This window comes from Neorhizobium sp. P1_A6, from assembly GCF_056406795.1.
The window spans coordinates 140,637-164,599 of record NZ_JBFTZM010000009.1 but is presented as its reverse complement, the minus strand read 5'-3'; the positions used below and the strand labels follow the sequence as shown (position 1 = coordinate 164,599).

Annotated in this window: 23 protein-coding genes and 1 tRNA gene; 9 read left to right on the top strand and 15 right to left on the bottom strand. The window is 61.0% G+C overall.

Annotation, left to right across the window (positions count from 1 at the left end; genetic code table 11):
* Nucleotides 1–5 precede the first annotated feature (5 nt).
* The 4 genes from AC1D3C_RS19170 to pyrC form a co-directional block, all read right to left on the bottom strand.
* Nucleotides 6–932: a carbohydrate kinase family protein gene (locus AC1D3C_RS19170; RefSeq protein WP_247136752.1), complete on the bottom strand. Its 927-nt coding sequence runs from the start codon at nucleotides 930–932 to the stop codon at nucleotides 6–8.
* A gap of 76 nt (nucleotides 933–1,008) precedes the next feature.
* Complete coding sequence (locus AC1D3C_RS19165; RefSeq protein ID WP_477483978.1) at nucleotides 1,009–1,704, bottom strand: orotate phosphoribosyltransferase; 696 nt, start codon at nucleotides 1,702–1,704, stop codon at nucleotides 1,009–1,011.
* A gap of 85 nt (nucleotides 1,705–1,789) precedes the next feature.
* A complete protein-coding gene (locus AC1D3C_RS19160) occupies nucleotides 1,790–2,968 on the bottom strand; it encodes a GGDEF domain-containing protein (protein WP_477483977.1) in 1,179 nt (392 codons plus the stop codon).
* Nucleotides 2,969–3,089: 121 nt separating this feature from the next.
* A complete protein-coding gene (pyrC, locus tag AC1D3C_RS19155; protein ID WP_477483976.1) occupies nucleotides 3,090–4,133 on the bottom strand; it encodes a dihydroorotase in 1,044 nt (347 codons plus the stop codon).
* Nucleotides 4,134–4,364: 231 nt separating this feature from the next.
* Here pyrC and AC1D3C_RS19150 point away from each other — a divergent pair, with 231 nt between their 5' ends.
* Nucleotides 4,365–5,291 (top strand): tetratricopeptide repeat protein, encoded by a 927-nt coding sequence (locus AC1D3C_RS19150; protein WP_247136748.1) that lies wholly within the window; start codon nucleotides 4,365–4,367, stop codon nucleotides 5,289–5,291.
* Nucleotides 5,292–5,295: 4 nt separating this feature from the next.
* Here AC1D3C_RS19150 and AC1D3C_RS19145 read toward each other — a convergent pair whose 3' ends face one another.
* The 5 genes from AC1D3C_RS19145 to AC1D3C_RS19125 form a co-directional block, all read right to left on the bottom strand.
* Complete coding sequence (locus AC1D3C_RS19145; protein WP_477483975.1) at nucleotides 5,296–6,333, bottom strand: 4-hydroxyproline epimerase; 1,038 nt, start codon at nucleotides 6,331–6,333, stop codon at nucleotides 5,296–5,298.
* A 15-nt stretch (nucleotides 6,334–6,348) separates the two neighbouring features.
* Complete coding sequence (locus tag AC1D3C_RS19140; protein ID WP_477483974.1) at nucleotides 6,349–7,056, bottom strand: SDR family oxidoreductase; 708 nt, start codon at nucleotides 7,054–7,056, stop codon at nucleotides 6,349–6,351.
* Nucleotides 7,057–7,138: 82 nt separating this feature from the next.
* Complete coding sequence (locus AC1D3C_RS19135) at nucleotides 7,139–8,671, bottom strand: ArnT family glycosyltransferase (protein WP_477483973.1); 1,533 nt, start codon at nucleotides 8,669–8,671, stop codon at nucleotides 7,139–7,141.
* 196 nt (nucleotides 8,672–8,867) lie between these two features.
* Nucleotides 8,868–9,338: a nuclear transport factor 2 family protein gene (locus AC1D3C_RS19130; protein WP_477483972.1), complete on the bottom strand. Its 471-nt coding sequence runs from the start codon at nucleotides 9,336–9,338 to the stop codon at nucleotides 8,868–8,870.
* Nucleotides 9,335–9,967: a pyridoxamine 5'-phosphate oxidase family protein gene (locus tag AC1D3C_RS19125; protein WP_477483971.1), complete on the bottom strand. Its 633-nt coding sequence runs from the start codon at nucleotides 9,965–9,967 to the stop codon at nucleotides 9,335–9,337. Before AC1D3C_RS19125 ends, AC1D3C_RS19130 begins: the two co-directional genes overlap by 4 nt.
* 121 nt (nucleotides 9,968–10,088) lie before the next feature.
* Between AC1D3C_RS19125 and AC1D3C_RS19120 the strand changes: the two genes are divergently transcribed.
* Nucleotides 10,089–11,006 carry a LysR family transcriptional regulator gene (locus AC1D3C_RS19120; protein WP_477483970.1) on the top strand — a complete coding sequence of 306 codons (918 nt, stop codon included), beginning with the start codon at nucleotides 10,089–10,091 and terminating at the stop codon, nucleotides 11,004–11,006.
* Between the two features lie 121 nt (nucleotides 11,007–11,127).
* Here AC1D3C_RS19120 and AC1D3C_RS19115 read toward each other — a convergent pair.
* From AC1D3C_RS19115 to AC1D3C_RS19105, 3 genes are all read right to left on the bottom strand, one after another.
* A tRNA-Arg gene (locus AC1D3C_RS19115) sits at nucleotides 11,128–11,204 on the bottom strand.
* A 138-nt stretch (nucleotides 11,205–11,342) separates the two neighbouring features.
* The gene (locus AC1D3C_RS19110) at nucleotides 11,343–12,773 is read right to left on the bottom strand and encodes a sensor histidine kinase (protein WP_244447546.1); all 1,431 of its coding nucleotides are present in this window, start codon (nucleotides 12,771–12,773) and stop codon (nucleotides 11,343–11,345) included.
* Nucleotides 12,774–13,012: 239 nt separating this feature from the next.
* Entirely contained in the window at nucleotides 13,013–15,040 is a 2,028-nt protein-coding gene (locus tag AC1D3C_RS19105; protein WP_477483969.1) for a methyl-accepting chemotaxis protein, read from the bottom strand.
* 489 nt (nucleotides 15,041–15,529) lie between these two features.
* Between AC1D3C_RS19105 and rpmH the strand changes: the two genes are divergently transcribed.
* The 4 genes from rpmH (at nucleotide 15,530) to yihA (ending at nucleotide 18,690) form a co-directional block, all read left to right on the top strand.
* Nucleotides 15,530–15,664 carry a 50S ribosomal protein L34 gene (gene rpmH / locus AC1D3C_RS19100; RefSeq protein WP_080719113.1) on the top strand — a complete coding sequence of 45 codons (135 nt, stop codon included), beginning with the start codon at nucleotides 15,530–15,532 and terminating at the stop codon, nucleotides 15,662–15,664.
* Between the two features lie 28 nt (nucleotides 15,665–15,692).
* The gene (gene rnpA, locus AC1D3C_RS19095) at nucleotides 15,693–16,085 is read left to right on the top strand and encodes a ribonuclease P protein component (protein ID WP_477483968.1); all 393 of its coding nucleotides are present in this window, start codon (nucleotides 15,693–15,695) and stop codon (nucleotides 16,083–16,085) included.
* Nucleotides 16,085–17,890, top strand: coding sequence for a membrane protein insertase YidC (gene yidC / locus AC1D3C_RS19090; protein WP_038539288.1), 1,806 nt, complete (start codon nucleotides 16,085–16,087; stop codon nucleotides 17,888–17,890). Before rnpA ends, yidC begins: the two co-directional genes overlap by 1 nt.
* A 152-nt stretch (nucleotides 17,891–18,042) precedes the next feature.
* Nucleotides 18,043–18,690, top strand: a complete 648-nt coding sequence (gene yihA / locus AC1D3C_RS19085) for a ribosome biogenesis GTP-binding protein YihA/YsxC (RefSeq protein WP_477484031.1) — start codon at nucleotides 18,043–18,045, stop codon at nucleotides 18,688–18,690.
* 86 nt (nucleotides 18,691–18,776) lie between these two features.
* Here the strand turns inward: yihA and AC1D3C_RS19080 are convergent, their stop codons facing one another.
* A complete protein-coding gene (locus AC1D3C_RS19080; RefSeq protein ID WP_247136741.1) occupies nucleotides 18,777–19,334 on the bottom strand; it encodes a fasciclin domain-containing protein in 558 nt (185 codons plus the stop codon).
* Nucleotides 19,335–19,686: 352 nt separating this feature from the next.
* Here AC1D3C_RS19080 and argB point away from each other — a divergent pair, with 352 nt between their 5' ends.
* The gene (gene argB / locus AC1D3C_RS19075; RefSeq protein WP_038539277.1) at nucleotides 19,687–20,574 is read left to right on the top strand and encodes an acetylglutamate kinase; all 888 of its coding nucleotides are present in this window, start codon (nucleotides 19,687–19,689) and stop codon (nucleotides 20,572–20,574) included.
* A gap of 19 nt (nucleotides 20,575–20,593) precedes the next feature.
* Here the strand turns inward: argB and AC1D3C_RS19070 are convergent, their stop codons facing one another.
* Both AC1D3C_RS19070 and AC1D3C_RS19065 read right to left on the bottom strand, forming a co-directional pair.
* A complete protein-coding gene (locus AC1D3C_RS19070) occupies nucleotides 20,594–21,367 on the bottom strand; it encodes an isocitrate lyase/PEP mutase family protein (RefSeq protein ID WP_477483967.1) in 774 nt (257 codons plus the stop codon).
* A gap of 72 nt (nucleotides 21,368–21,439) precedes the next feature.
* Nucleotides 21,440–22,342, bottom strand: coding sequence for a DMT family transporter (locus tag AC1D3C_RS19065; RefSeq protein ID WP_477483966.1), 903 nt, complete (start codon nucleotides 22,340–22,342; stop codon nucleotides 21,440–21,442).
* Between the two features lie 105 nt (nucleotides 22,343–22,447).
* Between AC1D3C_RS19065 and AC1D3C_RS19060 the strand changes: the two genes are divergently transcribed.
* Both AC1D3C_RS19060 and AC1D3C_RS19055 read left to right on the top strand, forming a co-directional pair.
* A complete protein-coding gene (locus AC1D3C_RS19060) occupies nucleotides 22,448–23,161 on the top strand; it encodes a pyrimidine 5'-nucleotidase (RefSeq protein ID WP_477483965.1) in 714 nt (237 codons plus the stop codon).
* A 109-nt stretch (nucleotides 23,162–23,270) separates the two neighbouring features.
* Nucleotides 23,271–23,927: a calcium-binding protein gene (locus AC1D3C_RS19055; protein ID WP_477483964.1), complete on the top strand. Its 657-nt coding sequence runs from the start codon at nucleotides 23,271–23,273 to the stop codon at nucleotides 23,925–23,927.
* Nucleotides 23,928–23,963 lie beyond the last annotated feature (36 nt).

Here is a 23,963-nt window from a genome sequence, read left to right as displayed (position 1 = left end):
GGACCTCAGAGACCGATCTCATGGGCGAAAGGCGGGTTGGCGCCCGCCCGCGATACCGTGACGGCAGCGGCCTTTGCGCCGAGTGCGAGAGCTTTGCTCACGGCATCCTCGGTCAAGCCCGCAACCTTTTCCTTGGTCAGCAGGTCCTGCATCTTCAGCGAGGCCAGAATGCCCGCATCGAACGTATCACCTGCGCCGACTGTATCGACCACCGTCACGCGCTCGCTCGGCACCGAAACCTTGAAGTTTTTGGTATAACCGGTGGCGCCATCCGCGCCGCGGGTCAGGACCACCAGCTTGGCGCCCTGGTCCAGCCAATGCGCCGCCAGCGTGTCATGGTCGCCCTGCATGCCGAACCAGTCGAGGTCCTCGTCGGAAAATTTGATGATGTCGGACATGGCCGCCATCCGGCGGACGCGGTCCATGTGTTTTGGCTTGTCCTTGATGAAGCCCGGGCGAATGTTCGGATCGAAGGAGATCACCCGCTTGCGGTATTCGCGCGCCATCAGCGCCTCGTAGGTCGCGCCGCAGGGTTCGGGGATCAGGCTGATCGCGCCGAAATGCATGGCCTCGCAGTCATCGCCGAGCACCGGCAGGTCGGCCTCGGTGATCATCCGGCCGGCAGTGCCTTCGTCGTAGAATGCATAGGTCGCCTGGCCGTTGACGAGTTTCACGAAGGCAATCGTGGTCGGGCGAGAAGAGACAGCCGCAAGGCTGTAGTCCACGCCGCTCTTTGCCAACGTGTCCCGCAGGACATCGCCCATCAAGTCATCGGAAATGCCGGTGAAAAACGCGGTCGGCTGCCCGAGCCGCCCAAGCGCTATCGCGGTGTTGAAGATCGCACCGCCGGCGTAAGGCGCAAAGCCTTTTTCACCGAGCGTGGTGTCACGCGGAAGCATATCGATCAGGGCTTCGCCGCAGCACAAAATCATAAAATCCTCCCGCGCGCTTCCTCAGCAGTTTTTCAATCGATTAAGCGAGCTTTTGCCAAAAGGCCAGAGCAAAAATTCAGAGCGCGATCTCGCTGACGCCGCCATTGCGTCCCGACCAGGCCAGCGGCGCATCGAGAAAGGCCTCGACTTCCGAGAGCGTGTTGTCATCGAAAAGCTTGCCTTCCCTGGCTGCGGCCAAGACATTGCGCCAGGTGGCGATATGATGAAGCTTCACCTGACCGTTCGAAAAACGCTCGTAGGCTTCCGGGAAGATATCGTAGAAGAAGAGCGCGATGCCGTGATCGACAGTAGCGCCGGCTGCGCGGATCGCGTCGATAAACTGGAACATGCTGCCGCCGGCGGTCGTCAGGTCCTCGATGACCAGCACGCGCGCGCCCTCCGGCATATGGCCTTCGATCTGCGCATTGCGGCCATGACCCTTCGGCGCCTTGCGGACATAGATCATCGGCAGGCCGAGCCGCTCGGCGAGGAATGCGGCAAACGGAATGCCCGCCGTCTCGCCGCCCGCGATGCAATCGAACTTTTCAAAGCCTGCTTCGCGCATGACGGTGGCGGCCGCGAAATCCATGATCGCCGAGCGGATTCGCGGATATGAAATCAGCTTTCGGCAGTCGATATAGACCGGGCTCATCAGGCCGGAGGCGAACTTGTAGGGCTTGTCGGCGCTGAAATGAACCGCTCCGATCTCCCAGAGCATCTTTGCCATCAGTTCGGCCATCACGCCGCGGTCTGGAAATGTGGTTTGAATCATGCGCCCGCTCCTTTTGTCAAAACCACGCGCCGCAATAGCAGCATGCGGCAGAGTACGCCAGACGATGTGGAAAATAAGGAGGGGATCAGGCGGTGGTGCGGGTTTCGTTCAGGTCCACCGGTCGCAGATAGCCCGCGACCTCGACGCGGTCGCGGCCGGCCCGTTTTGCTTCATAGAGCGCGGTGTCGGCAAGGCCCAGCACGGTTTCGAAAGGCTGGCCTTCCGGGGCACCGACCGCCACACCGGCGCTGACTGTGCATTTCAGCATAGCCTCGCCGATGACGATGTCGCGGGCGGCGAAGCGGCGGGAGATGTCGTTGGCGATCCGCTCTGCCCGTCCGGGGAGAACGCCGTCGAGGATCATCACGAATTCCTCGCCGCCAAGCCGCGCGACGGTATGGCGGGTTTTCATACCGCTCGCGAGGTCTTCGGCAAACAACCTCAGCACCTGGTCGCCGGCGGCGTGGCCATGCTGATCGTTGATGGCCTTGAACCGATCGATATCGAAAACGATGACCGCGGTCGAGGAACCAAGCATGCGATGGGCATGCTGCTCGAAGAGAGCGCGGCGGTTGAGAAGCCCCGTCAGGGCATCGGTCATCGCCTCGTGGCGATGGTGGGCTGCCATGCGCCATTGGTGGAGCGCCAGCGACAGCGCGCCGATGCCGGTCATGCCGGCAATGCAGACAGCGATATTGAGGTTTTCGGCCCAATTGTCTGGCGCGTGGCCCAGCAACCATTGTTGCCCGTCGATTAGAACCAAAGCACACAAGGCAAACGAGACGGAGGTTGCGGCATAAAGTACCGCCATTCCGATCAGCGGTCCCGGCGCCTCGCGGCGGGCGCACCAATATTGTCTGGCCGTTTCGAGAAGCAGCAGAGCCGTCGCGAGGTTCATGACGATGAAACCGAGACCGTCGAGGCCCGTAATCATCAGCGGCAGACCGAAAGTCGCGGCGGCGGCCGTGATGGCAACGGCCATCATCCACGGCCGATTGCCGCTGCGAAACTGGACGGATGCTGCATAGATCGTGCTGAACCCGGCCATCAGGAACGTATAGGCGATCGAGGCGCCGACGACGCCGGCTTCGACGGTGTAGGAACTATAGGCGAAGATACCTGAAACAGTGAGGCAGAGGGCGATGACGAGGGTGAGAAGGAAAGAATCGGTGCGACGGGAATACCATGTGCCGAACAGCGTCACCATCAGGCACGCCGCTGAGACGCCCAGCGCGAGCAGAAGAGAATGGTAGTCGAGCATCATGCCTAGCTTTCTCTTCGGGTACATCCCCGCCGGAAAATCTTGGGCGCCAAGCTAAGCCCGGATTCTATCCAAAAGGTTACCGGATCGGTCGAAAATGCCATCAACCGGCGACCATTAGAATTTACTTATCAAGCACTTGCCAATGAAGCGGGAACATCGGATCGAAGACCGTGATCGGCCCGGCGCCGCTGTCGCGCTTGTCCGGAAACTTCACCGGCTCATCACGCTTTTCAAGCGTTATGGTCTCTTCATTCGGCTTCAGTCCGTACCAGGCCGGGCCGTTGAGCGAGGTGAACGCCTCCAGCTTGTCGAGCGCATTGTCATCCTCGAACACATGCGCAAGGCAGCTCATGGTGTTGACCGACGTGTAGATGCCGGCGCAGCCGCAGGCGCATTCCTTGAGCGGATCGACATGAGGTGCGGAATCGGTGCCGAGGAAGAAACGCGGATCGCCGGATGTCGCGGCCGCCCGTAGTGCGAGGCGATGGTTCTCGCGCTTGGCGACCGGCAGGCAATAATAATGTGGACGAATGCCGCCGACCAGGATGGCATTGCGATTGATGATCAGGTGGTGGGTGGTGATCGAACCGGCGAGATTTCCCTCCGACGATTTGATGTAGTCGATGCCGTCGGCAGTCGTCACGTGTTCCATGGTGACTTTCAGTTCCGGCAGGCGTTTGCGCAGCGGATCGAGCACTGTCTCGATGAAGACGGCCTCGCGGTCGAAGATGTCGATTTCCGGCGTGGTCACCTCGCCGTGTACGCAGAGCGGCAGGCCGATCTTCGCCATGCGCTCCAGAACCGGCATCGCCTTGTTGAAGTCGCGCACGCCGCCATGGGAATTGGTGGTGGCACCGGCGGGATAAAGCTTCACGGCTGAGATCAGCCCGCTCTTGCCTCCCTCTTCCACATCGTCCGGATCGGTATGCTCCGTCAGGTAGAGCGTCATCAGCGGCTCGAAGCGATCACCGGCCGGAAGGGCGGCGAGGATGCGCTCGCGATAGGCCCTGGCATCCGAGGTCGTCACCACCGGCGGCACCAGGTTGGGCATGATGATTGCGCGTGCGAAATGTCGGCTCGTATCGCCGATCACCGCCTTGAGGACGTCGCCGTCGCGCAGGTGCAGGTGCCAGTCATCGGGGCGGCGGAGCGTGAGCGTTTTCATGGGAAGCTTCCGGACGTGATCGATTTGTCCGCCATAACATCAATGGCTCGGCCAAAACAATCCGATCATGCGAGGAACCTACAATCCAGCAGGCCCGATGCAGATTACTTCTCACGCAAACGTGCGGGATCCAAAGGCTCATCGCGCACGAAAGATGAAAGGCACACGGAACCGGCGCCCGCTAGCAGCGTTCGTTAAGCAATCTGAAGAATCAGTAAATCGGAGCGAACAATGAAATCCCGCTTCTCCAAAGTCAACAGGGGTTTTGCGATTGCCACAGGTACTGCTGCAGCGCTCTGCGCGCTGACCGTTTCGCTAGGCGCAGAGGAGCGGGCCAACCTGCAACTCGCGTCTGCCATGCAGACGGAGTGCGATCGCCTCGCCGGCAGCCCCTACGATCAGCAGCGCAACGGCGAATTCGCCCCGGTCGGCATTTCCGATATAGACGGCACCGCGGTGGACGCCTGCCGTATGGCCTATGACACGACCGGCAACCCGCGCTTCGCCTATCAGCTCGGCCGGGCTCTCAACAAGACCCAGCAGGCCGGCCAGGCGATGAGCGCGTATGATGTTGCGGTCAAGGCCGGGTATCCCGCCGCCAAGGTCAATTTCGGCATGCTGATGGGCCGGCTCGGCGACGAGCGATCCGAATTCCAGTTCTATACGGAAGCCGCCAACAGCGGCAACGTTCTTGCCGCCTACAATCTCGGTGTCGCCTATCGCGATGGCCTCGGCACCCAGCCGGATGTCAAGCGGGCGCTCAGTTGGTTTGAAAAGGCGGCAGCGGAAGGCGACGATACCGCTGCCTTCAACATTGGCGCGATCTATGACGAAGGCCACCTCGTAGAGCAGGACGACCAGACCGCGATCGCCTGGTACGACCTTGCGGCCCAGCGCGGCAATGCCGATGCAATGATCAATCTCGGGCTGATGTACGAAGCCGGCGAAGGCATCGAAGCAAATGCTCTGAAGGCTGCTGAAATGTACGGCAAAGCTGCCGAGAAGGGCGACGTCTTCGGCGCCTACAAATTCATGCAGATGCAGGAGCTGGGTGTTGTCCCGGGTCCGAGCGCCCCCGCAACGACCGAAGGTGTCAATTCGCTGGTGCTGAAGCCGGGCGACATGGAACAGACGGCCGGCAACGGCAAGGAAATCTGAAAGCTCAGATTTCTCCGGCGGACGGCCCCCATACGTCGGTCATCGCAAAGCCGTCCGACAACGGGTCAAATGGATCAAGAGCGATCTGATGCAGACCGAAGGTGAACCCGCGGCCGGTGATCGTCGGAATGATCGCCGGCTTTCCGGCGACTTCCGTTTCGGACGCCAGTCCCACCTCGAACTGAGAACCGATGATCGAGCGTGACTTGAAGACATCCCCCACCTTTACCTTGCCGCGCGCATGAAGCGCTGCCAGATTGGCGGAATTGCCGGTGCCGCAGGGCGAACGGTCCGCCCTCCCCGGCCACATTGTCGTGCAGGTGCGCACCGTACCGTCGGCCTCCGTATCCCGGAACATCACATAAGCGACGCCTGAGATCGCCGGAATTTCCGGATGCACGACCTCGACCTGCCTGTTGATCAGATCCTTCAGCACCATGCCGGCCTGGACGAGCGCTGCCGCATTGCCTTTCTCGATGATCAGGCCGATCTGGTCGACATCCACCAGTCCGTAAAAGATCCCGCCATAACAAAGGTCGAGGGTGATCTCGCCCCATGACGGGGTCTGAACCTTGACGTCAAGCTGATGCACGAAGGACGGCACCATGGTGAGCTTCACCTTCTCGCAGCGGCCGTCGCGGCAGGTGGCCGTTGCCCGCACGAGGCCGGCGGCGGTTTCCAGCGTCACGACGGTCTCAGGCTCCTGCATTTCGACGATGCCGGATTCCAGAAGCGCTGTCGTGACGCAGATGGAGTTCGAACCGGAACTCGCATGTGCCTGGTCCGGCTGCAGGATGATGAAGGCGGCGTCCGCATCAGGATGTTTCGGCGGCAGCAGCAGATTAACGGAGCCGATCGGCGCGCCGCGCGGCTCGAGGCAGAGGAAGCGGCGAAGTTCATTGCCCTTCGGATCGGTGTTCAGCCAGCGAAGCTGATCGGCAACCGTTTCGCCCGGGATCTTCGGCACGCCGCCGATCGCGACCTTGCCGATCTCACCTTCGCAATGAACGTCCAGCAGCTGGATCGTGCGCTTCCATCTCATCCCATATGCTCCCGATCAGACGTGGCGAGTGATGCCGCCATCAACGCGGATGTTCTGGCCGGTGATATAGCCGGCGCCGTCAGACAGCAGGAAGGCAGCCGTCTTCGCAACTTCTTCCACCTGTCCGACGCGCTTCATCGGTACCTTTTCCGCCGTCCCCGGCTTGTGGTCGAGACTGTCGATGAACCCAGGCAGGATGCAGTTCATGCGAATATTGTCGGCGGCATAACGATCCGAATAGAGTTTGGTGAAGGCGCCGGCTGCGGCGCGATAGGTGCACGAGACCGGGAAGATCAATGACGGCTCGTAAGCTGCAAACGTTGTGATGTTGACGAAGGCGCCCTTGCCTTGGCCCAGCATGACCGGAGTCACCAGGCGCGCCATGCGCACCAGTGACAGGATCATCATGTCCGAACCGAGCGTCCAGTCCTCGTCGCTGATGTCGAGCAGGTCGCCCTTCGGCGGGTGGCCGGTATGATTGACCACGGCATCGACGCGGCCATAGGTCTTCATGGTGAGGTCGAAAATCGCCTGGATGTCCTCGGCCTTTTCCGCGACGCCCCGCGAGGCGACGCTGCCCAGCTCGGCTGCCAGCTTCTCGCAGCTTTCGGAGGGCGACATCAGTGCAAGCTTGTAACCCTGAGCGTGCAGTTCGCGGGCGATCGCCTCGCCCATGCCGCGCCCGCCGCCGGTAATCAGCGCGACCTTTTCCATCTCAGCCATCGGAATCTCCTCTAAGCCTTTGTCCGCCTGCGAACAGGCTTCCCGAACAGATATATCAGCCTCGCCGGTTTGCCTACCGTCTTCAGCGAAGCCAGAGATAACCGAGGTTGAGTTGAATTTTACCGTCGCCGTAATAGTAAGGCCGGGAGAGGGATTTTGCAGGCGATGGGGTCAGTCCGAGCCTCTCGATCGAGGAAAGATCGATCGACGGCGAGCCAGGCGTCCCCCCTTCGTCGGTCCAGATCGCCAGAACTGGCCCCTTCACGGCGTTCGCAGCCGGGAACCCGGCGATCGGTTGCTCCGAATTGATGACCGGCACATCGGGAAACTGTAGCCGCATATTGCCAGCCAGGTTCATGCCGGCCGCAACGATCACCGCCGGTCGACCTTCAGCTTTCAGAGCCTCGGCGACGGAGGCGAACGGATAGTTGATCCGGGTGTAGCCGCCGGTGAGCCCGCCCGTCAGCGTCTTGCCCGCCAGCGGCACCAGCGTCACGAGCATGATGACGGCGAAGACGGGGACGAAGCGCCTGAGATGGGACGTGGTATCGATACCCGCCCGCTCCAGCTTCAGAAGCAGATAAAGCGGCAAAGGCAGAAGATAGGGATCGAGCCAGCGCTCCGTAATCTTGGTCGTCCCCGTGAAAAGGATGACGAGCACGACACCGAGCAGGCCCACCGCCATCATCAGGCCCAGAAGGCGCGTCCAGCGGTCTCCTGCCTTCAGCGATTGCCTGAACTCCCTTTTAAAGGCGACCGCGAAGATGACGACCGTCAGCGCGCCGAACGCGATGCAGGCAAGCATCAGCGAGCCGAGGGCACGTGCGATACGGACGGCACCATGCGGTGCGTTCGCCTCGACCATCTTGCCGATCGTGCCTGATGTCGCGAGATCGAGATGGCCGAGAAGCCAGAGGGCGTGCGGGAGGACAATGACCAGGCTGACGATCGCGGGCAGCAGGACGCGTGGATCAAAGAGACGGGCGCGCCATTCCCTGTCGCAGAATACGGCGATGATGGTAGCGACGGGCAGCAGCGCGAAATTGTATTTCGAGATCGTGCCGATGCCGATCGCGACCCCAAGGATCAGGTAGCCCTGCCAATCCGCCCGGACAAGGGTTCGGAAGAGCCCGTAGAGGAACAGCGCCGTCGCCATCAGCACTGCGACGGTGTGGGTCAGATCCTGCTGTGGCATGTAGGAGAGTTGCGGCAGGGTGAGCAGGCTCAGCATCGCCAGCGCAGCAAAGCCGGGCCGCCCATGGAGTTCGCGTGCCGTCATGCCGAAAAACACGTAGCACAAAAGCAGCATCAGGAATTTCGGCAGGGTCAGCGAGAAAAGCGAAATGCCGGTCACGCTGACAAAGGCATTCTGAACCCAGTTATAGAAAGGCGGCTGCGGCCCGTAACCGGCCAGCCAATATTGTGAAAACAACGCCTGCTCGGCCTCGTCCAGCGTCAGCGCGTTGGGAAGCGCCAGTCGAACGGTAACGCTCAGCAAGAAGTAGGCGCCGAGAAAAAGTGCCGCAGGCCCAAAGCCACCGGCCAGAAACCCTGCCAACCGGCCGGGCTTTTTCAACTCTTCGGAACGCACCGCGTCCACGCTCTCACGATTCATTTTCTCTTCTTCAGGAAAACATCATATGGCAGCACGTGACACGACCTGGAGCGCGGATCAATAGAGCCTCTTGCTCAGCGTTCTATAACTTGCGGGAAATTGACCACATACACATCGACAAATGCTCTCATCATGTGAGCCGGCAGGCGCGACGCGCGTAAAACTGCCACCGCCGAGGGAAGCTATCATTCGAGGGTCAAAAGCCCAGATCGCTGAGGCTGGGGGGCTCGTCCGGCCGCCGGCCGAGGGGCCAGTGATAGCGGCGGTCGCTCTCGCGGATGGGTGTGTCGTTGATGGAGGCGAAGCGCCGGCGCATCAGACCGTTTTCGTCAAACTCCCAGTTCTCGTTGCCGTAGGAGCGAAACCAGTTTCCGCTATCGTCGTGCCACTCGTAGGCGAAGCGCACGGCTATGCGGTTCTCGCCGAAGCTCCACAGCTCCTTGATGAGCCGGTAATCCAACTCTCGTTGCCATTTGCGCGTGAGGAAACCGACGATCGCTTCACGCCCCTGGACGAATTCGGCGCGGTTGCGCCAAAAGCTATCGACGGTATAGGCGAGCGCCACGCGGACCGGGTCGCGGCTGTTCCAGCCGTCTTCCGCAAGCCGGACTTTTTCGACAGCCGTTTCCAGTGTGAACGGCGGCAGTGGAGGACGTTGATCGCTCATTGGGTATCTCCAGGGGCGGCTAGGCGAGCACGCAGCTCGACGTTTTCGGATTCGAGCTGGGCAAGACGGTCCCTCAAGGGACGAACCGCCTCGTTGACCTCACCCTCGGTGAAGCGAGGCGTGATGTGTTGCGGGCAGTTCCAGTCGAAGCTCTCGAGCCGCAGCCGGAAGATGCGCTCGATCTTGGCGCGGTAATTCGGATCGGTGACCAGCATAGTCAGTTCAGGATCCGCGTCGAGCGCCACCTCTTCGACATGTGCGTAGATCTTCAGCCGGGCGCGATGCGCGTAGTCCATCAGGAAGAGGCTGACCCGGTCGTTCGCTGCCACATTGCCGGTGCTGATGTACTGCCGGTTGCCGCGATAGTCGGCAAAAGCCAATGTGCGGTCATCGACCACCTTCAGGAAACCGCTCGGACCGCCCCGATGCTGGACATAGGGCCAGCCGGTTTCCGAAACCGACGCCATATAGAAGCTGTCGCGGGCCGCGATAAAGGCCGCTTCGTTTTCCGTCAGTCGATCGAAGCCGCGATCGCCGTTGAAGTTCTGCCAGATGTGGTCGGCGCCCATCGCTTTCTGTGCGGCCCGGACGCTGGGGGTTATGGCAATATCGAGAAAGCCATAGGACATGATGGACCTCCTTCAGGTCGGGAGCCGCGATCGGGCGAGTTAGCAGAAACAATGCCTCTTTTCACAGATCTGCAGAATAGAGTAAGATTGGAACTCATCTTACCAAGAAATGGAAAAGCGGATGGATCGCTTCGAAGCCATGTCAATGCTGCTGGAGGTGGTGGACAAGGGGAGTTTGTCTGCCGCGGGCCGGGCGCTCCGGGTTCCCGTGCCGACGCTCAGCCGGAAGATCTCCGAGCTTGAGGCGTCGCTCGGTGCGCGCCTGCTGATCCGTACGACCCGCAAACTCACCCTGACCGACGCGGGCGCCACCTATGTGGCCGCCGCGAAGCGTATTCTCGAACAGGTCGAGGATGCGGAACGCGAGGCAGCCGGCGAGTTCACCGCGCCGAAGGGTGAACTGGTCATCACTGCGCCGGTCATGTTCGGCCGGCTGCATGTGCTGCCCATCGTCATCGACTTCCTGGCACTGTTCCCCGAGATCAACATCCGCCTGCTGCTCGCCGATCGCAACGTTCATCTCGTCGACGACCATGTCGATATGGCCGTCCGGATCGGGCAGCTGCCGGACAGCGCAATGGTCGCGACGCGGATCGGATCGATGCGGATGGTCACCTGCGCCAGCCCGGCCCTGCTGGCGGTCGATGGCATTCCGCAGACACCCGAGGACCTTCGACGGATGCCGTGGGTGACATTCGAAGGGCCAATCCCATCGCCGATTCGGCACATGTTATCGACGGGATCAAGCACGACCGCTGAGATGATCGCTGCACCCCGCCTTTCGGTCTCGACTGCCGAGGCCGCCGCGGAAGCCGCGATGCGTAATGTCGGGGTGACGCGGCTGCTCCATTACCAGGTGGAAGACGCGATCAAAGCCGGAGCGCTCCGGATCATCCTGGAATCGTTCGAGCCGGAGCCGGCCCCCATCCATCTCATCCACGCCGCGCGGGGCCAGATGCCGCTCAAGATGCGCAGCTTCCTGGATTTCGCGACACCAAGACTGCGCCAGGCACTCGGCAGGATCAGCTCGGCCACCTGAGGCATTGCATGACTGCGATCGAAAGCCGCGAAACATGGTCGCCGGTTCAATACTTTGGGGAAGATTGTCTTGACCGCTAGACTATGAAGGGACGCCTGTAGCGTCGTCTAGCGGAAAAATATGGCGCACCCGGAGCGATTCGAACGCCCGACCCCCAGATTCGTAGTCTGGTGCTCTATCCAGCTGAGCTACGGGTGCGTCTGCAAGCAGTGCGTGACCGCTTGCGTGGCGATCCTCTAAAACGTCCGCATTCCGATTGCAAGCGATTTTACCGCGGGCAACGTCATTTTGCTGTCACTTCTCGCTCAAACCGTTGAGAAGCAACATTTATTTGCATCAGGCCCGAGCCCGGTAGTCCTCCAGCGACACCGGACGATCGGGAATTTCTATCCTGAACTGCGTGCCAGGTCCTGGTTTTTCGACAAGCGCGATGGTGCCGCCGTGGGCGAGAACAAGCTCGCGGGCGATCACCAGGCCAAGCCCGGTGCCGCCCGACCGCGCCGAGCCGCGGAACGCGGAAAACAGGTTTTCGCGGGCCTTTCGGGGCATGCCGGGGCCCGTGTCGTCAATGGTAATGCTGACGACGCTGCCGACGCGATGCGCGGAGACCGTTACCCGGCGAACCATGGACGCATCCTGCGGATCGAAATTCACCAGCGCCTGGACGGCGTTCCGGCAAAGATTATGGATGACGCGGAAAATCTGCTCGCTATCGCAATCCACTTCGAGATCAGCAGCGATCTGGTCCAGGAATTCAATGCCTATTTCCGGATCGATCGCCAGCATGTCACGCACGTCCTGGGCCAACGCGGCAAAGCGGATGCGGCGGCGGCGGGGCGCTGCTTCGGAGGCCTGCCCATAGGCCAGGACTTCGCTCGTATAACCTACAGCCCGGTCTATGGTGCGCAACAATTTTGGTGCGAAACTCCTGACCATCGGATCGTCGACGTCGGTCAGGCGATCCGACATCAGCTGCGCCGATGCCAGGATGTTGCGCATATCATGGTTGATCTTGGACACGGCGAGGCCAAGATCGGCCAGGTTCTTCTGCTGTTTCAGGATGCGCTGCAATTGCGCCTGCATGGCAGTGAGGTGGCGGCCTGCGACGGCAAGTTCGCCCCGGGAACGGTCGGCGCTGAAGACGCGGGCGGGATCGTCCGGCTGTTCCGAGAAAAGCTGCATGCTATGGGTGAGCCGCCGGATCGGCATGATCATCATGCGGTTGATGGCGAGGAAGATCAGCACTGCGGTGATCAGGGAGATCAATAGCGACAGCAGAAACATCGTCTTCGAATATTTCAGCATGTCCTTGCGCAGGGCGTCATCGGTCATGACCAGTTCGATGATCATGTCGCTGTCGCCGATCGGACCATAGACGCGCATGACCCGGCGACCGCCGAAGACGAGCGTGTCGACAGCATCGCACATTGCGGAGACCAACGGGGTGTTGGCGAGATCGAACACCTGATCGATCTGGGGCTGCGTGTCCGTGGCAGCCAGCAGCCGCGAGGTGCCGTCCTTGCGCAGCGCGATCACCTTGGTGCCGGTGGCAAGCAGCGTATCGTCCTGCACGGCGCGGGGGAGTTCAGCGGGCTGCAATCCGTCGATGACGATGCCGGCGGCGGCGGCGGTATCCAGACGATCACGCAGCCAGTTCATCCGCATGGTCGCGACGGAGGGGATGAAGATCAGCACTTCGGCCATCATCACGAAAATGACGGTGAGCCATAAGAGCCTGCCGGAAAGGCCGCGGAAAAGACGCGGCATGGTTTCCGGGCCTGCGCCTTCCGGCGAGGACCCCGAGCGCCCCGAGGTATGAACCTCGTCGTCCATGCGGATCTCCATTTCCGAAATACTGGACCCGCCGGATCGAAGCGGGCACAGGGATGATCAGCCATTCTAGAGCTTCGGCGGTTTTTTACCAGTCCCTTTGCCGCAGTGCGAAAGAGAAAGCGGAGAAGGTTGCCCATCTCCGCTTCCTTATTCGATCGATATGCGAAACTGGATCAGAATTCTTCCCAATCCCCGGCAACGGCTGCCGTTGCGGTGGCCGTTCCGCCGAAAGCCCGCGAGAGTGCGCCAGTCATCGCCTTCACCGGAGAGACGCGCGGCCGATGAACGGCAGCCGCGGCGACGGGCCGCGGGGCCCTGACCGGTTCGGCGACGCGCTCGCTCTCCTGGCCGATGTCGAAATTGGAGACCAGTGCAAACAGGCTATCGGCCTCGGAGGAGAGGGTCTGGGTCGCGGCCGACGTCTCCTCGACCATGGCGGCATTCTGCTGGGTCACCTGGTCCATCTGGTTGACGGCCGTGCTGACCTCTCCAAGCCCGGTCGCCTGCTCGCGGGAGGCGACGGCGATCGAGTGGATATGATCGTTGATGCTCAAAACGCGGGTTTCGATTTCCGACAGCGCCTCGCCGGTCTTCTGCACCAGCATCACGCCTCCAGCAACTTCCTCGCCGGATTTGCTGATCAATGCCTTGATGTCCTTTGCGGCACTTGCCGAGCGCTGGGCGAGTTCGCGGACTTCCTGCGCGACGACGGCAAAACCCTTGCCGGCTTCGCCTGCACGGGCCGCCTCGACGCCGGCGTTCAGAGCCAGAAGATTGGTCTGGAAGGCGATCTCGTCGATGACGTTGGTGATCTGCGCGATCTCGCGGGAGGCCTGCTCGATCCGGCCCATAGCATCGACGGCGCTGCGCACCACCTCGCCCGACTGGACCGCGCTCTGCTTGGCCTCGCCGACCATGACGGTTGCCTCGTGCGCCCGCTCGGTCGAACTCTTGACGACGGCGGTGATCTGCGCGAGCGCGGCTGAAGTTTCCTCCAGCGCGGCGGCCTGCTGTTCGGTGCGGCGAGACAGATCGTTGGTCGCCCGGCTGAGCTCGGCGGCGCTCCCGTTGATAGAGCCGGTGGCGGTGCGGACATTGCGCATCGTGCCACGCAGCGTATCCATGGTGCCGTTGACATTATGCTGCAACTCGGCAAATGCACCCTTGAACGTACCCCGCATGCTGTCGGTGAGGTCGCCGTCGGCAAGGCTTTTTACGACGCGCCGGGTTTCGGACACCCCGGCATCGACGCTCTCGACGAGCATGTCGACGTCACGGGCGAAACGGTCGAGGCTCTCCTCGCCCCATTGCTTGTCGATACGGCGGGTGAAATCGCCCTCCGCGGCGGCCGCGACGACGGCCGCCATGCGGGTCTGCAGATCGTCGCTCTTGCCGCGCATGGTCGCTTCGGACGCATTCATGCGCGCGACCTCGATGCCGTTCTTGCGGAAGATCTCGATCGCGGCGGCCATATCGCCAATCTCGTCGGCGCGATCCGCCCCGCCGACGACCGTGTCGAATTCGCCGGCAGCGATGTGTTTCATGGACCGGGTCAGATCGGTGATCGGATGGCTGAGTTGGCGGCGGCCCAGGTAAAGGCCGAAACCGGCACCGGCGGCTACGCCTGCCAGGGTAACCGCGGAGACGAGTATGAAAAGGGTCTGCGTGAAGTCGTTGAGTTCTTCATTAACGGCGGCGAGAACGGCTTTGTCGGTGGCGACGATCGCATCGATCTCGACCTGGTAGGCTTTACGGTTGTTTCGGTTGGCGTCGTTATTGCCCTGCTCGTTGGCCGCAGCCGGGCTCACCTCCCGACCAAGGCGGGCTGTCTCGGTCCGAAAGCCGGTGAACTCCTTGGAACGAGCGAGCAGTTTGTCGAATGCGACACGTTCATCGGCAGGGACGATCTTGTCCCAATCCTTGAGAAGCTTGCCCATCTCATCCAGGTAACCGAGGATACCGTCGCCGAATTTTCCGCCCTCCTTGATGTCCTTCGACATGTAGACGCCTCGGGAGTCCATCACGACGGCCGTGACGAGCCGGTTAAGGTGCTCGCCCTTGTGTGCGCGGTCAGCGGCCAGTTCATATTGAACCATCATCTGGCGATATTCCGCCATGGCAAACAGCGCCATGCCGCCAATAAAGCAGGCCACGAGGCTCATCAGACCGACGAGGAGGTTGATTTTCCCTCGAATTCTCATTTCTTTCCCTTCCAACGCGACTTATCGTGTGAGGAAGGGCTGGCTCGTAACCAGCTTCTCTTCCATTCAATGCTAAAATTAGCCTTTAGAAATTAAAGAAACGCTTAGAGAAAAAGGCGCCTACGCAGCCCCAACGGGCACGATTTGCCGTGATGCGCCCTCAGGTTGATAAATTTGACGTTTGATAGGGAAGATGCCTCACATCTTCTATTTCTTACCCCTCAATTCATGGGGGAAATATTGGTGCAGCCGCACCGCAATGTCCCAGCCGGGCGCTTTGGTGGAAGATCGACGGGCTCTCGGCTTACGAGCAAAGAAGCCCGACAGCGATTGACTTTTCCGGCGGAGTCCTCTTATAAGCCGCCCACGTTCAGCTCCGGCGGGCTTGCACGCATGCGGTCGCCTGCGCAGATCGTTTTTCCGAAGCGCTCTTGCCGTCGTGATGACGGCAAACTCCAAGAAGGGCCGCACACCGCGGTATTAAAATAAATGAAGCGTACCTATCAACCGTCCAAGCTTGTTCGCAAGCGCCGCCACGGATTCCGCACCCGTATGGCCACCAAAGGTGGTCGTCTGGTTCTCTCCGCACGTCGCGCCCGTGGCCGCAAGCGTCTCTCGGCCTAAGGCCTGAGATGCCCGAGACGACCGGGCGATGACGACTGAGACAAAGAACGAGAAAACTGTCGGGCGGCTTAAAAGCCGGCCGCAGTTCCTTGCCGTCCGGGAAGGCGAAACCCGCCGGGGCCGGAACTTCCTTCTGGAAGTCCTTGATCGGAACCAGCCGGACGAAGCGCCGCGCGTCGGTTTCACCGTTACCAAGAAACATGGCAACGCGGTCGAACGCAACCGCATGCGCCGCCGCCTCCGCGAGGTGGTGAGGCAATCTGCCGGATTTGCAATGAAGAACGGACACGACTATGTGATTGTCGCGCGGCGGGAGGTGCTTAAGGCCCCCTTTGCGGATATGACGGCTCAGCTTATCGAGCGTATCGAAAGCAAGCCGAGACCAAAGCGGTCCGAGGAGACCCGTTCCAGGAAAGCATGATGGAAAAGAACCGCAATTACTTCATCGCGATCGCGCTCTCGGTGCTGATCGTTCTTGCCTGGCAGTTCCTCTATATGAACCCGAGGATGGAAGCCCAGCGGCGCGCCGAAGAAGCCAGCCGTGCGCTTCAGGGCGAGAGCGCCCAGCCTGTTTCGCCGGAAAGCCCCGGCGCTCAGAGTGGTTCCGGCGTCCTGGGGAACCTGCCTGGTGCGAACCCGGCAACTGCCGCACTCTCCCGCGATCAGGCGCTGGCCCGGTCGCAACGCGTACAGATCGAGACGCCTGCTCTGATCGGCTCCATCAACCTGACCGGCGCCCGCTTCGACGACCTCAAGCTGCGTGAATATCGCGAAACCGTCGACGAAAAGAGCCCGATCATCACGCTGTTCTCGCCATCCGACACGACGGATGGCTATTTCACGGAAGTCGGCTATATCCCCAATGAAACGATCGGCACCGCTCCCGGTACCGGCACGCAATGGACGCTCGCAAGCGGCGGCAAGCTGACCCAGCAGACGCCGGTGACGCTGACCTTCACCAACGAGAAGGGTGTCACCTTCACGCGCACCGTCTCGGTCGATGACCATTACATGCTGACCGTTGCCGACAAGATCGACAACAAGACCGCCGCCCCGGTGACGCTGACGCCTTACGGCCGCGTCATCCGCAACAACAAACCGGCAACGCCCGCCGTCTGGGTCATCCACGAAGGCTTCATCGGCGTGATGGGCGAGAGCGGCAGCCTCAACGAGCATACCTACGCCAATATCGAAAAAGAGCAGTACACCAACGAGAAGGCCAAGACCGGCTGGCTCGGGATCACCGACAAGTACTGGGCTGCCACCATCGTGCCGCCGCAGACGCTGCCTTATGTGGCGCGCTTCTCGCATTTCACCGGCGGTCAGGCGAGCTACCAGGCTGACTACAAGGGCGATGACCTGACGGTTCAGCCGGGCCAGTCGACCGAGATCAAGAACCTCGTCTTCGCCGGCGCCAAGGAAGTGCCGCTTGTCTCGCGCTACGAGACGGAATTCGGCGTTCCGCAGTTCAACCGCCTGATAGACTGGGGATGGTTCTACTTCATCACCAAGCCGATGTTCCAACTGATGGACTTCTTCTTCCGTCACGTGGGCAATTTCGGGGTGGCGATCCTGCTCACCACCATCGTCGTCAAGACGCTGTTCTTCCCGCTGGCCAGCAAGCAATACGCTTCGATGGCCAACATGAAGCGCATGCAGCCGAAGATGGAAGAGCTGAAAGCCAAGTTCGGCGACGACCGAATGGCCCTGCAACAGGCGACGATGGCGCTTTACAAGGAAGAAAAGATCAATCCGATCGCCGGCTGCTGGCCGGTCGTCCTGCAGATTCCGATCTTCTTTTCGCTCTACAAGGTCATCTACGTCACCATCGAAATGCGGCACGCGCCGTTCTTCGGGTGGATCCAGGACCTGTCCGCCCCCGACCCGACCTCGCTTTTCAATCTCTTCGGCCTGCTGCCCTACGACGTGCCGCATGCCTTGATGATCGGCGTGTGGCCGCTCGTCATGGGCGTTACCATGTTCCTGCAGATGCGCATGAACCCGACGCCGCCGGATCCGACCCAGGCGATGATCTTCACTTGGATGCCGCTGGTGTTCACCTTCATGCTATCCTCCTTCCCTGCGGGCCTCGTCATCTACTGGGCCTGGAACAACACTCTGTCGGTAACGCAGCAGGCAATCATCATGAAGCGCCATGGTGCGAAGGTGGAGCTGTTCGACAATCTGAAGGGCCTCTTCCGACGAAAACCGGCGCCGACAAAATAGCGTCTGCCGATAAACGAATGAGAACCCCGGCTCGTCCGGGGTTTTTCTTTTAGGGAAAGGGCTGAAAAGCCCGAAAGCTTGACATTGCCGGCCAAAACCTTGAAGCCGTGCCCTTCGACAAAACAGGACGACCAGAACCGATGCCCGCAGACATGAGCACGGACGACAAACCGCTATTCGGCCGCCCCTGGATCTTCATCCGCGGTGTGCCCTCGATGAAGTTCCTGCCCCCGGAAGGCCCGCTGGAAGTCGCCTTTGCCGGCCGCTCGAACGTCGGCAAGTCGTCGCTGATCAATGCGCTCGTCGGCCAGAAGGGTTTGGCGCGCACCTCCAATACGCCCGGCCGGACCCAGGAGCTCAACTATTTCGTGCCGGATGGCTATTCGGGCGCAGGTACCGACCTTCCCCCTATGGCGCTGGTCGACATGCCGGGTTACGGCTACGCGAAGGCCCCGAAAGAGAATGTGGACGCCTGGACCAAGCTCGTCTTCGACTATCTGCGCGGCCGCGCAACGCTGAAGCGCGTCTATCTGCTGATCGACAGCCGTCACGGCATCAAGAAGAACGACGACGAAGTCCTGGACCTCCTCGACAAGGCCGCCGTCTCCTATCAGATCGTGCTGACCAAGACGGACAAGATCAAGGAACCAGCCGTGGTGAAGCTGCTGGCCGAGACGCAGGAAAAGATCCGCAAGCATCCCGCCGCCTTCCCGTTCGTGCTCTCCACCTCCTCCGAAAAGGGCAAGGGGATAGACGAGCTGCGCCAGGCAATTGCCGAAACCGTCGGCCGGCCGGTCTGACACTGTTCTTGAAACGGCGGATCCGGCCGCCTCCGAGGAGAGGCGACCGGATACCGATGTAAAAGCCCCAAACGCGTGACCGGCTTTTACATTTTCGGGAGCAGGACCTTATCGACCACGTGAATGACGCCGTTCGACTGCTTGACGTCGGCGATCGTCACATGTGCTACGCCACCCATCTCGTCGGTGAGCGTGATCTTGCCCATGTTTTCCTTGGCCTTCAGAATGCAGCCGCCAACGGTCTTGACGTCATGGGCGCCCTTGTCGTCCTTGATCATCTTTTCGATGGCCGTGGACATCGCGTCCGCCGCAACCACGTGGCAGGTCAGCACCTTGGTAAGCTGAGCCTTGTTTTCCGGCTTCAGCAGCGTTTCGACCGTGCCTTTGGGCAGAGCGGCGAAGGCTTCGTTGGTGGGCGCAAAGACCGTGAACGGGCCCTTGCCCTGGAGCGTCTCGACCAGACCGGCAGCCTTGACGGCAGCGACGAGCGTCGTGTGGTCCTTGGAGTTCACGGCGTTTTCGACGATGTTCTTGCCTTCATACATCGCCGCGCCGCCGACTTTGGGATTGGCGGCGAAGGCGGTGACTGTGGCGGCGGACAGAACGGTCGCGATGGCGAGCGTGCGGAGTGCGGTCTTCAACATGATGGCTTCCTCTCAACGAATCTTGTTGCCCCGGCGCGGATGCGCGCCTCCCAAGGCCTGGCGTCCCGACATCGGCGGAGACATCACAAGAGACGGAAGCCGGAGAGGAAGAGTTTCAGCGGCAATGAGAAAGCCGGAAAATAAACATCAAGCCTTTGTTTCTATTTGTCTATATTTGTCGTAGCGCCCGCAATCCGCTTGACCACCATGCCCCTGATCGGCGTTCGTGCCGGCATGCGGCGCTCCATTTGGCCTGCACCGCTCCGTCGATTGCGCGATAATCTCCGGACTTATTATTTCCTCTGTCAAAAACATGCGCTAAAAGGCCCCACTCAATATTCAGGGGTATCCCATGACGGCTTCCGAAAGCGAACTTCAGGCAAAGCTTCTGGCACAGGCGCTGCCCTATATGCAGCGTTACGAAAACAAGACTATCGTCGTGAAATACGGCGGCCATGCCATGGGTGACACGGAGCTCGGCAAGGCTTTCGCGGCGGATATCGCGCTTCTCAAGCAGTCCGGCGTCAATCCGATCGTCGTGCATGGCGGGGGTCCGCAGATCGGTGCGATGCTGACGAAGATGGGCATCGAATCCAAGTTCGAAGCCGGCCTGCGCGTCACCGACCAGAAGACGGTCGAGATCGTCGAAATGGTTCTCGCCGGCTCGATCAACAAGGAAATCGTCGCGCTGATCAACCAGACCGGCGAATGGGCGATCGGCCTTTGCGGCAAGGACGGTAACATGGTCTTCGCCGAAAAGGCCAAGAAGACCGTCATCGATCCGGACAGCAATATCGAGCGGGTTCTCGACCTCGGCTTCGTCGGCGAGGTGGTGGAAGTTGACCGCACGTTGCTTGACCTGCTCGCCAAGTCGGAAATGATCCCGGTCATCGCCCCGGTTGCTCCGGGCCGCGACGGCGCCACCTACAACATCAATGCCGACACGTTCGCAGGCGCCATCGCCGGCGCGCTCAGCGCCACCCGCCTGCTCTTCCTCACCGACGTTCCGGGCGTCCTCGATAAGGACAAGCAGCTGATCAAGGAACTGACGGTCGCCCAGGCCCAGGCCCTCATCAAGGACGGCACGATCTCCGGCGGGATGATCCCGAAGGTCGAGACCTGCATCGAGGCGATCAAGGCCGGCGTGCAGGGCGTCGTCATCCTGAACGGCAAGACCGCCCACTCGGTCCTGCTCGAAATCTTCACCGAACACGGCGCCGGCACACTGATCGTTCCCTGATCGCCGATGCCTCCGATGCTCAGCCGGCGGCGGTGAAAACCGCCGCGGCGTCTTCCTTCAGCTTCGCCATCATCGCCCGGTAGGGACCCGGCCCGTAGCTGACCCGACCGACACCAAGTTCGCCGAGGCGTTTCGGCGACGGAACGCCACTGAACATCATGATGTTGACTGGAAGTGGCGAGGCCTTGCACAGCGTCTCGATCAACCCCTCATCGGCCAGTCCCGGCGCAAAGAAACCGTTGGCCCCAGCCTCGGCATAGGCTCTGGCGCGTTCGATCGCCTGATCGAGAAGCGCGGCATGCTTCGTCCGGTCGCCTTCCTGAAGGAAAAGATCGGTCCGGGCGTTGATGAAGAACGGCATATCGCGCGTGTCTGCCAGGGCCCGGATCGCACGGATGCGATCGGCCTGCTGCTCCACGGGATAGATACCGCTGCCGCCGATGACCTGATCCTCGAAATTGATGCCGATCGCGCCCGCGTCGATGACTCTCGCGACATTTGCCGCCAGCTCGGCCGGATCTTCCGCATAACCGCCCTCGAAATCCACCGAAAGCGGCAGGTCAACGGCCGCGGTGATCGATTTCGCCGTGGCAAGCAATGCATCGAGCGGCAGGTTTTCGCCATCGGCATACCCTTGCGCTGCGGCGACCGACCAGCTTCCAGTGCCGAGCGCCTTCGCCCCAGCATCCGCAACCGCCCTGGCAGTGCCTGCATCCCAGATGTTGTAGATGATGACCGGGTTGCCCTTCTGGTGAAGTGCTGCGAACGCGGCTGCCTTGTCTTTCTCCAGCATGAATGATCCTCCCATTGATCGGAATACCCTAACCGGTTTCGGTGACGGATGCCGCCGCAAATCGGGCGTCGATCAGGAAAAGAGCAACCCGAGGATGCCGCCGACGATCAAGAGGCAGCCAAACACCTCCATGCGGTTCACCCGTTCATGGAAAAGGAAATAAGACGCCATGAAGGTGAAGACGAGCTCGATCTGCCCGAGCGCGCGGACATAGGCCACCTGCTGCAGGGTCATGGCGGTGAACCAGCCGGCCGAGCCGACCACGCCTGCCAGGCCGACGAGAGAGGATGAACGCCACGAGAGAACGACTTGGACGATCTCACGCTTGTCCCTCCAGAACATCCAGACCAGCATGAAGGCGGTCTGGAAAGTCGTGACACAGGCGAGCGTCACCGCGGCCTCCATGACCGGACCGGGACCGCCGAGCGACAGCGACGCGCTGCGGTAGGAGACGGCCGAAATACCGAAGACCGCGCCTGACGCGATGCCGATCAAGGCAGTGCGGCTGGTCATGGCGACTATCATGTTGCGCCAGGACAGCGGCATGCGCGCCATCGAGATCGTCATTACGCCGATAACGCCGACGATGATTGCGGCAACCGAGCCCGGCGTCAGCTTTTCGCCGAGCAGAATGAAGCCAAATATGGCAGCCTGCACCGGCTCGGTCTTGGAATAAGCCGTTCCGACCGCAAAATTCCTGAGCGAGAAGAGATGCACCAGCATCATGGTCGCAAAGATCTGTGCCAGCCCGCCGATCACCGCCCATAAGGCGAAGGTCCAGTTCAGTGCCGGGAACGGGTAACCGGTGACATGGTGAAGGCACAGGACATAGAGGATCGCGATCGGAAAACCGTAGCCGAAGCGCACAAAGCTCGCTCCGCGCGTGCCAAGCGAGCCTTGGAGATGCTTCTGCAGGGCAGAGCGCAGGTTCTGCAGAAAGGCGGCAGCGATGGTGATGGGGATCCAGAGTTCCATAGACTGGCGGTATCACGCGTTCCGGCAGATCGCCAAGGCCGGCTCTGGCCGAAAGCGTATGTCTTTTTCGTTTTCTTTGCCGCCGTGCCGGTGCATAAAGCCGCCATGGAAAAAAAGCCGCAGACCTCGCCCGATCCCGCCGATTTCGCCCATGTCCGCGACTGGGTGTTCGATCTCGACAACACGCTCTATCCGCATCACATCGATCTGTTCGCGCAGATCGACAAGAACATGACGGCCTATGTGCAGGAATTGCTGCAGCTGGAGCCGGCGGAAGCGAAAGCGCTGCAGAAGCGCTATTACCATGAACACGGCACGACGCTGCAGGGCTTGATGCTGAACCACGGCATCGATCCGGACGGGTTTCTCGAACAGGCGCATGCGATCGACTATTCGGCGCTGTTGCCGCATCCGGAACTTGGCGAGGCGATCAAGGCCCTTCCCGGCCGCAAGTTCATCTTCACCAATGGCAGCGTGCCACATGCGGAAGCGGCGGCGCGGGCACTCGGCATTCTCGATAATTTCGACGATATATTCGACATCGTCGCGGCCGACTACGTACCGAAACCGGCAGGCGCGACTTACGACAAATTCGCGAGCATGCACCGGGTCGATACGAAGAGTGCTGCGATGTTCGAGGATCTGCCACGCAATCTGCAGGTGCCGAAAGCACTCGGCATGCGCACCGTCCTTCTGGTGCCGCGCAATCTGGATGCTGTGCTGATGGAACGTTGGGAGAAGCTTACCGATGAGGACGATCACATCGACTACGTGACCGACGACCTGACGGGTTTCCTCACCGGCCTCAACATCCGCTAACGTTTTATCGCCATTACGAAAAGTTCATCCACATTACGGATGTTTAAGTGGTTTTGACCGCGGCGGTCTCTATCTTCAGGCTATCGAAACAACCTGAAGGACCACCACAATGACCGCAAGAAAGATCGTTCTGGCGACCCTTGGAGCAGCGCTGATCGCCGGCGCAGCTATCCCGGCCTTTGCAGCCCCAGGGCGTGATGGTCCCGGCCGCCATAATGGTCCCGGCCGCGCCATGATGCAGGACGTGATGTTCGTCCGCCTGCTGAAGAACGCCGATGCCGACAAGGATGGCAAAATCTCCAAGGACGAGATGACTGCCTTCCAGGACAAGCTCTTTGCGGCAATCGACGCCAACAAGGACGGCTCTCTGACGCGCGGCGAAATGTTCGATTATCGCCAGGCGAAGATGGAAGAGTTCCGCAAGAACAACCAGCCGGAAGTCGCCAACACCGCGGACAAAAAGGACGACCAGTCCAACCGCGACATGGCAGATCGGCGCGACGACCATCGCCGCGACCGCGATCATTCCGCCTGGAACCGCGACGACCAGGGCCGCCATGGCTGGGGCCGCGAGGACGCCCGCTGGGAACGCCCGCATGGCCGCCAGATAATGGGCCAGGGCATGTTCCGCATGGTTGATGAAGACAAGGATGGGAAGATCACCAAGGCAGAAGCTTCTGCCGCATCCGACAAGCTGTTCGCCCGCATGGACACCAACAAGGATGGAACCATTTCCATCGACGACTTGCCGGACCGCCCCCTCTAGTTCTCCGCCCCCTTGGAACTAGTTCCGACAGTCGTC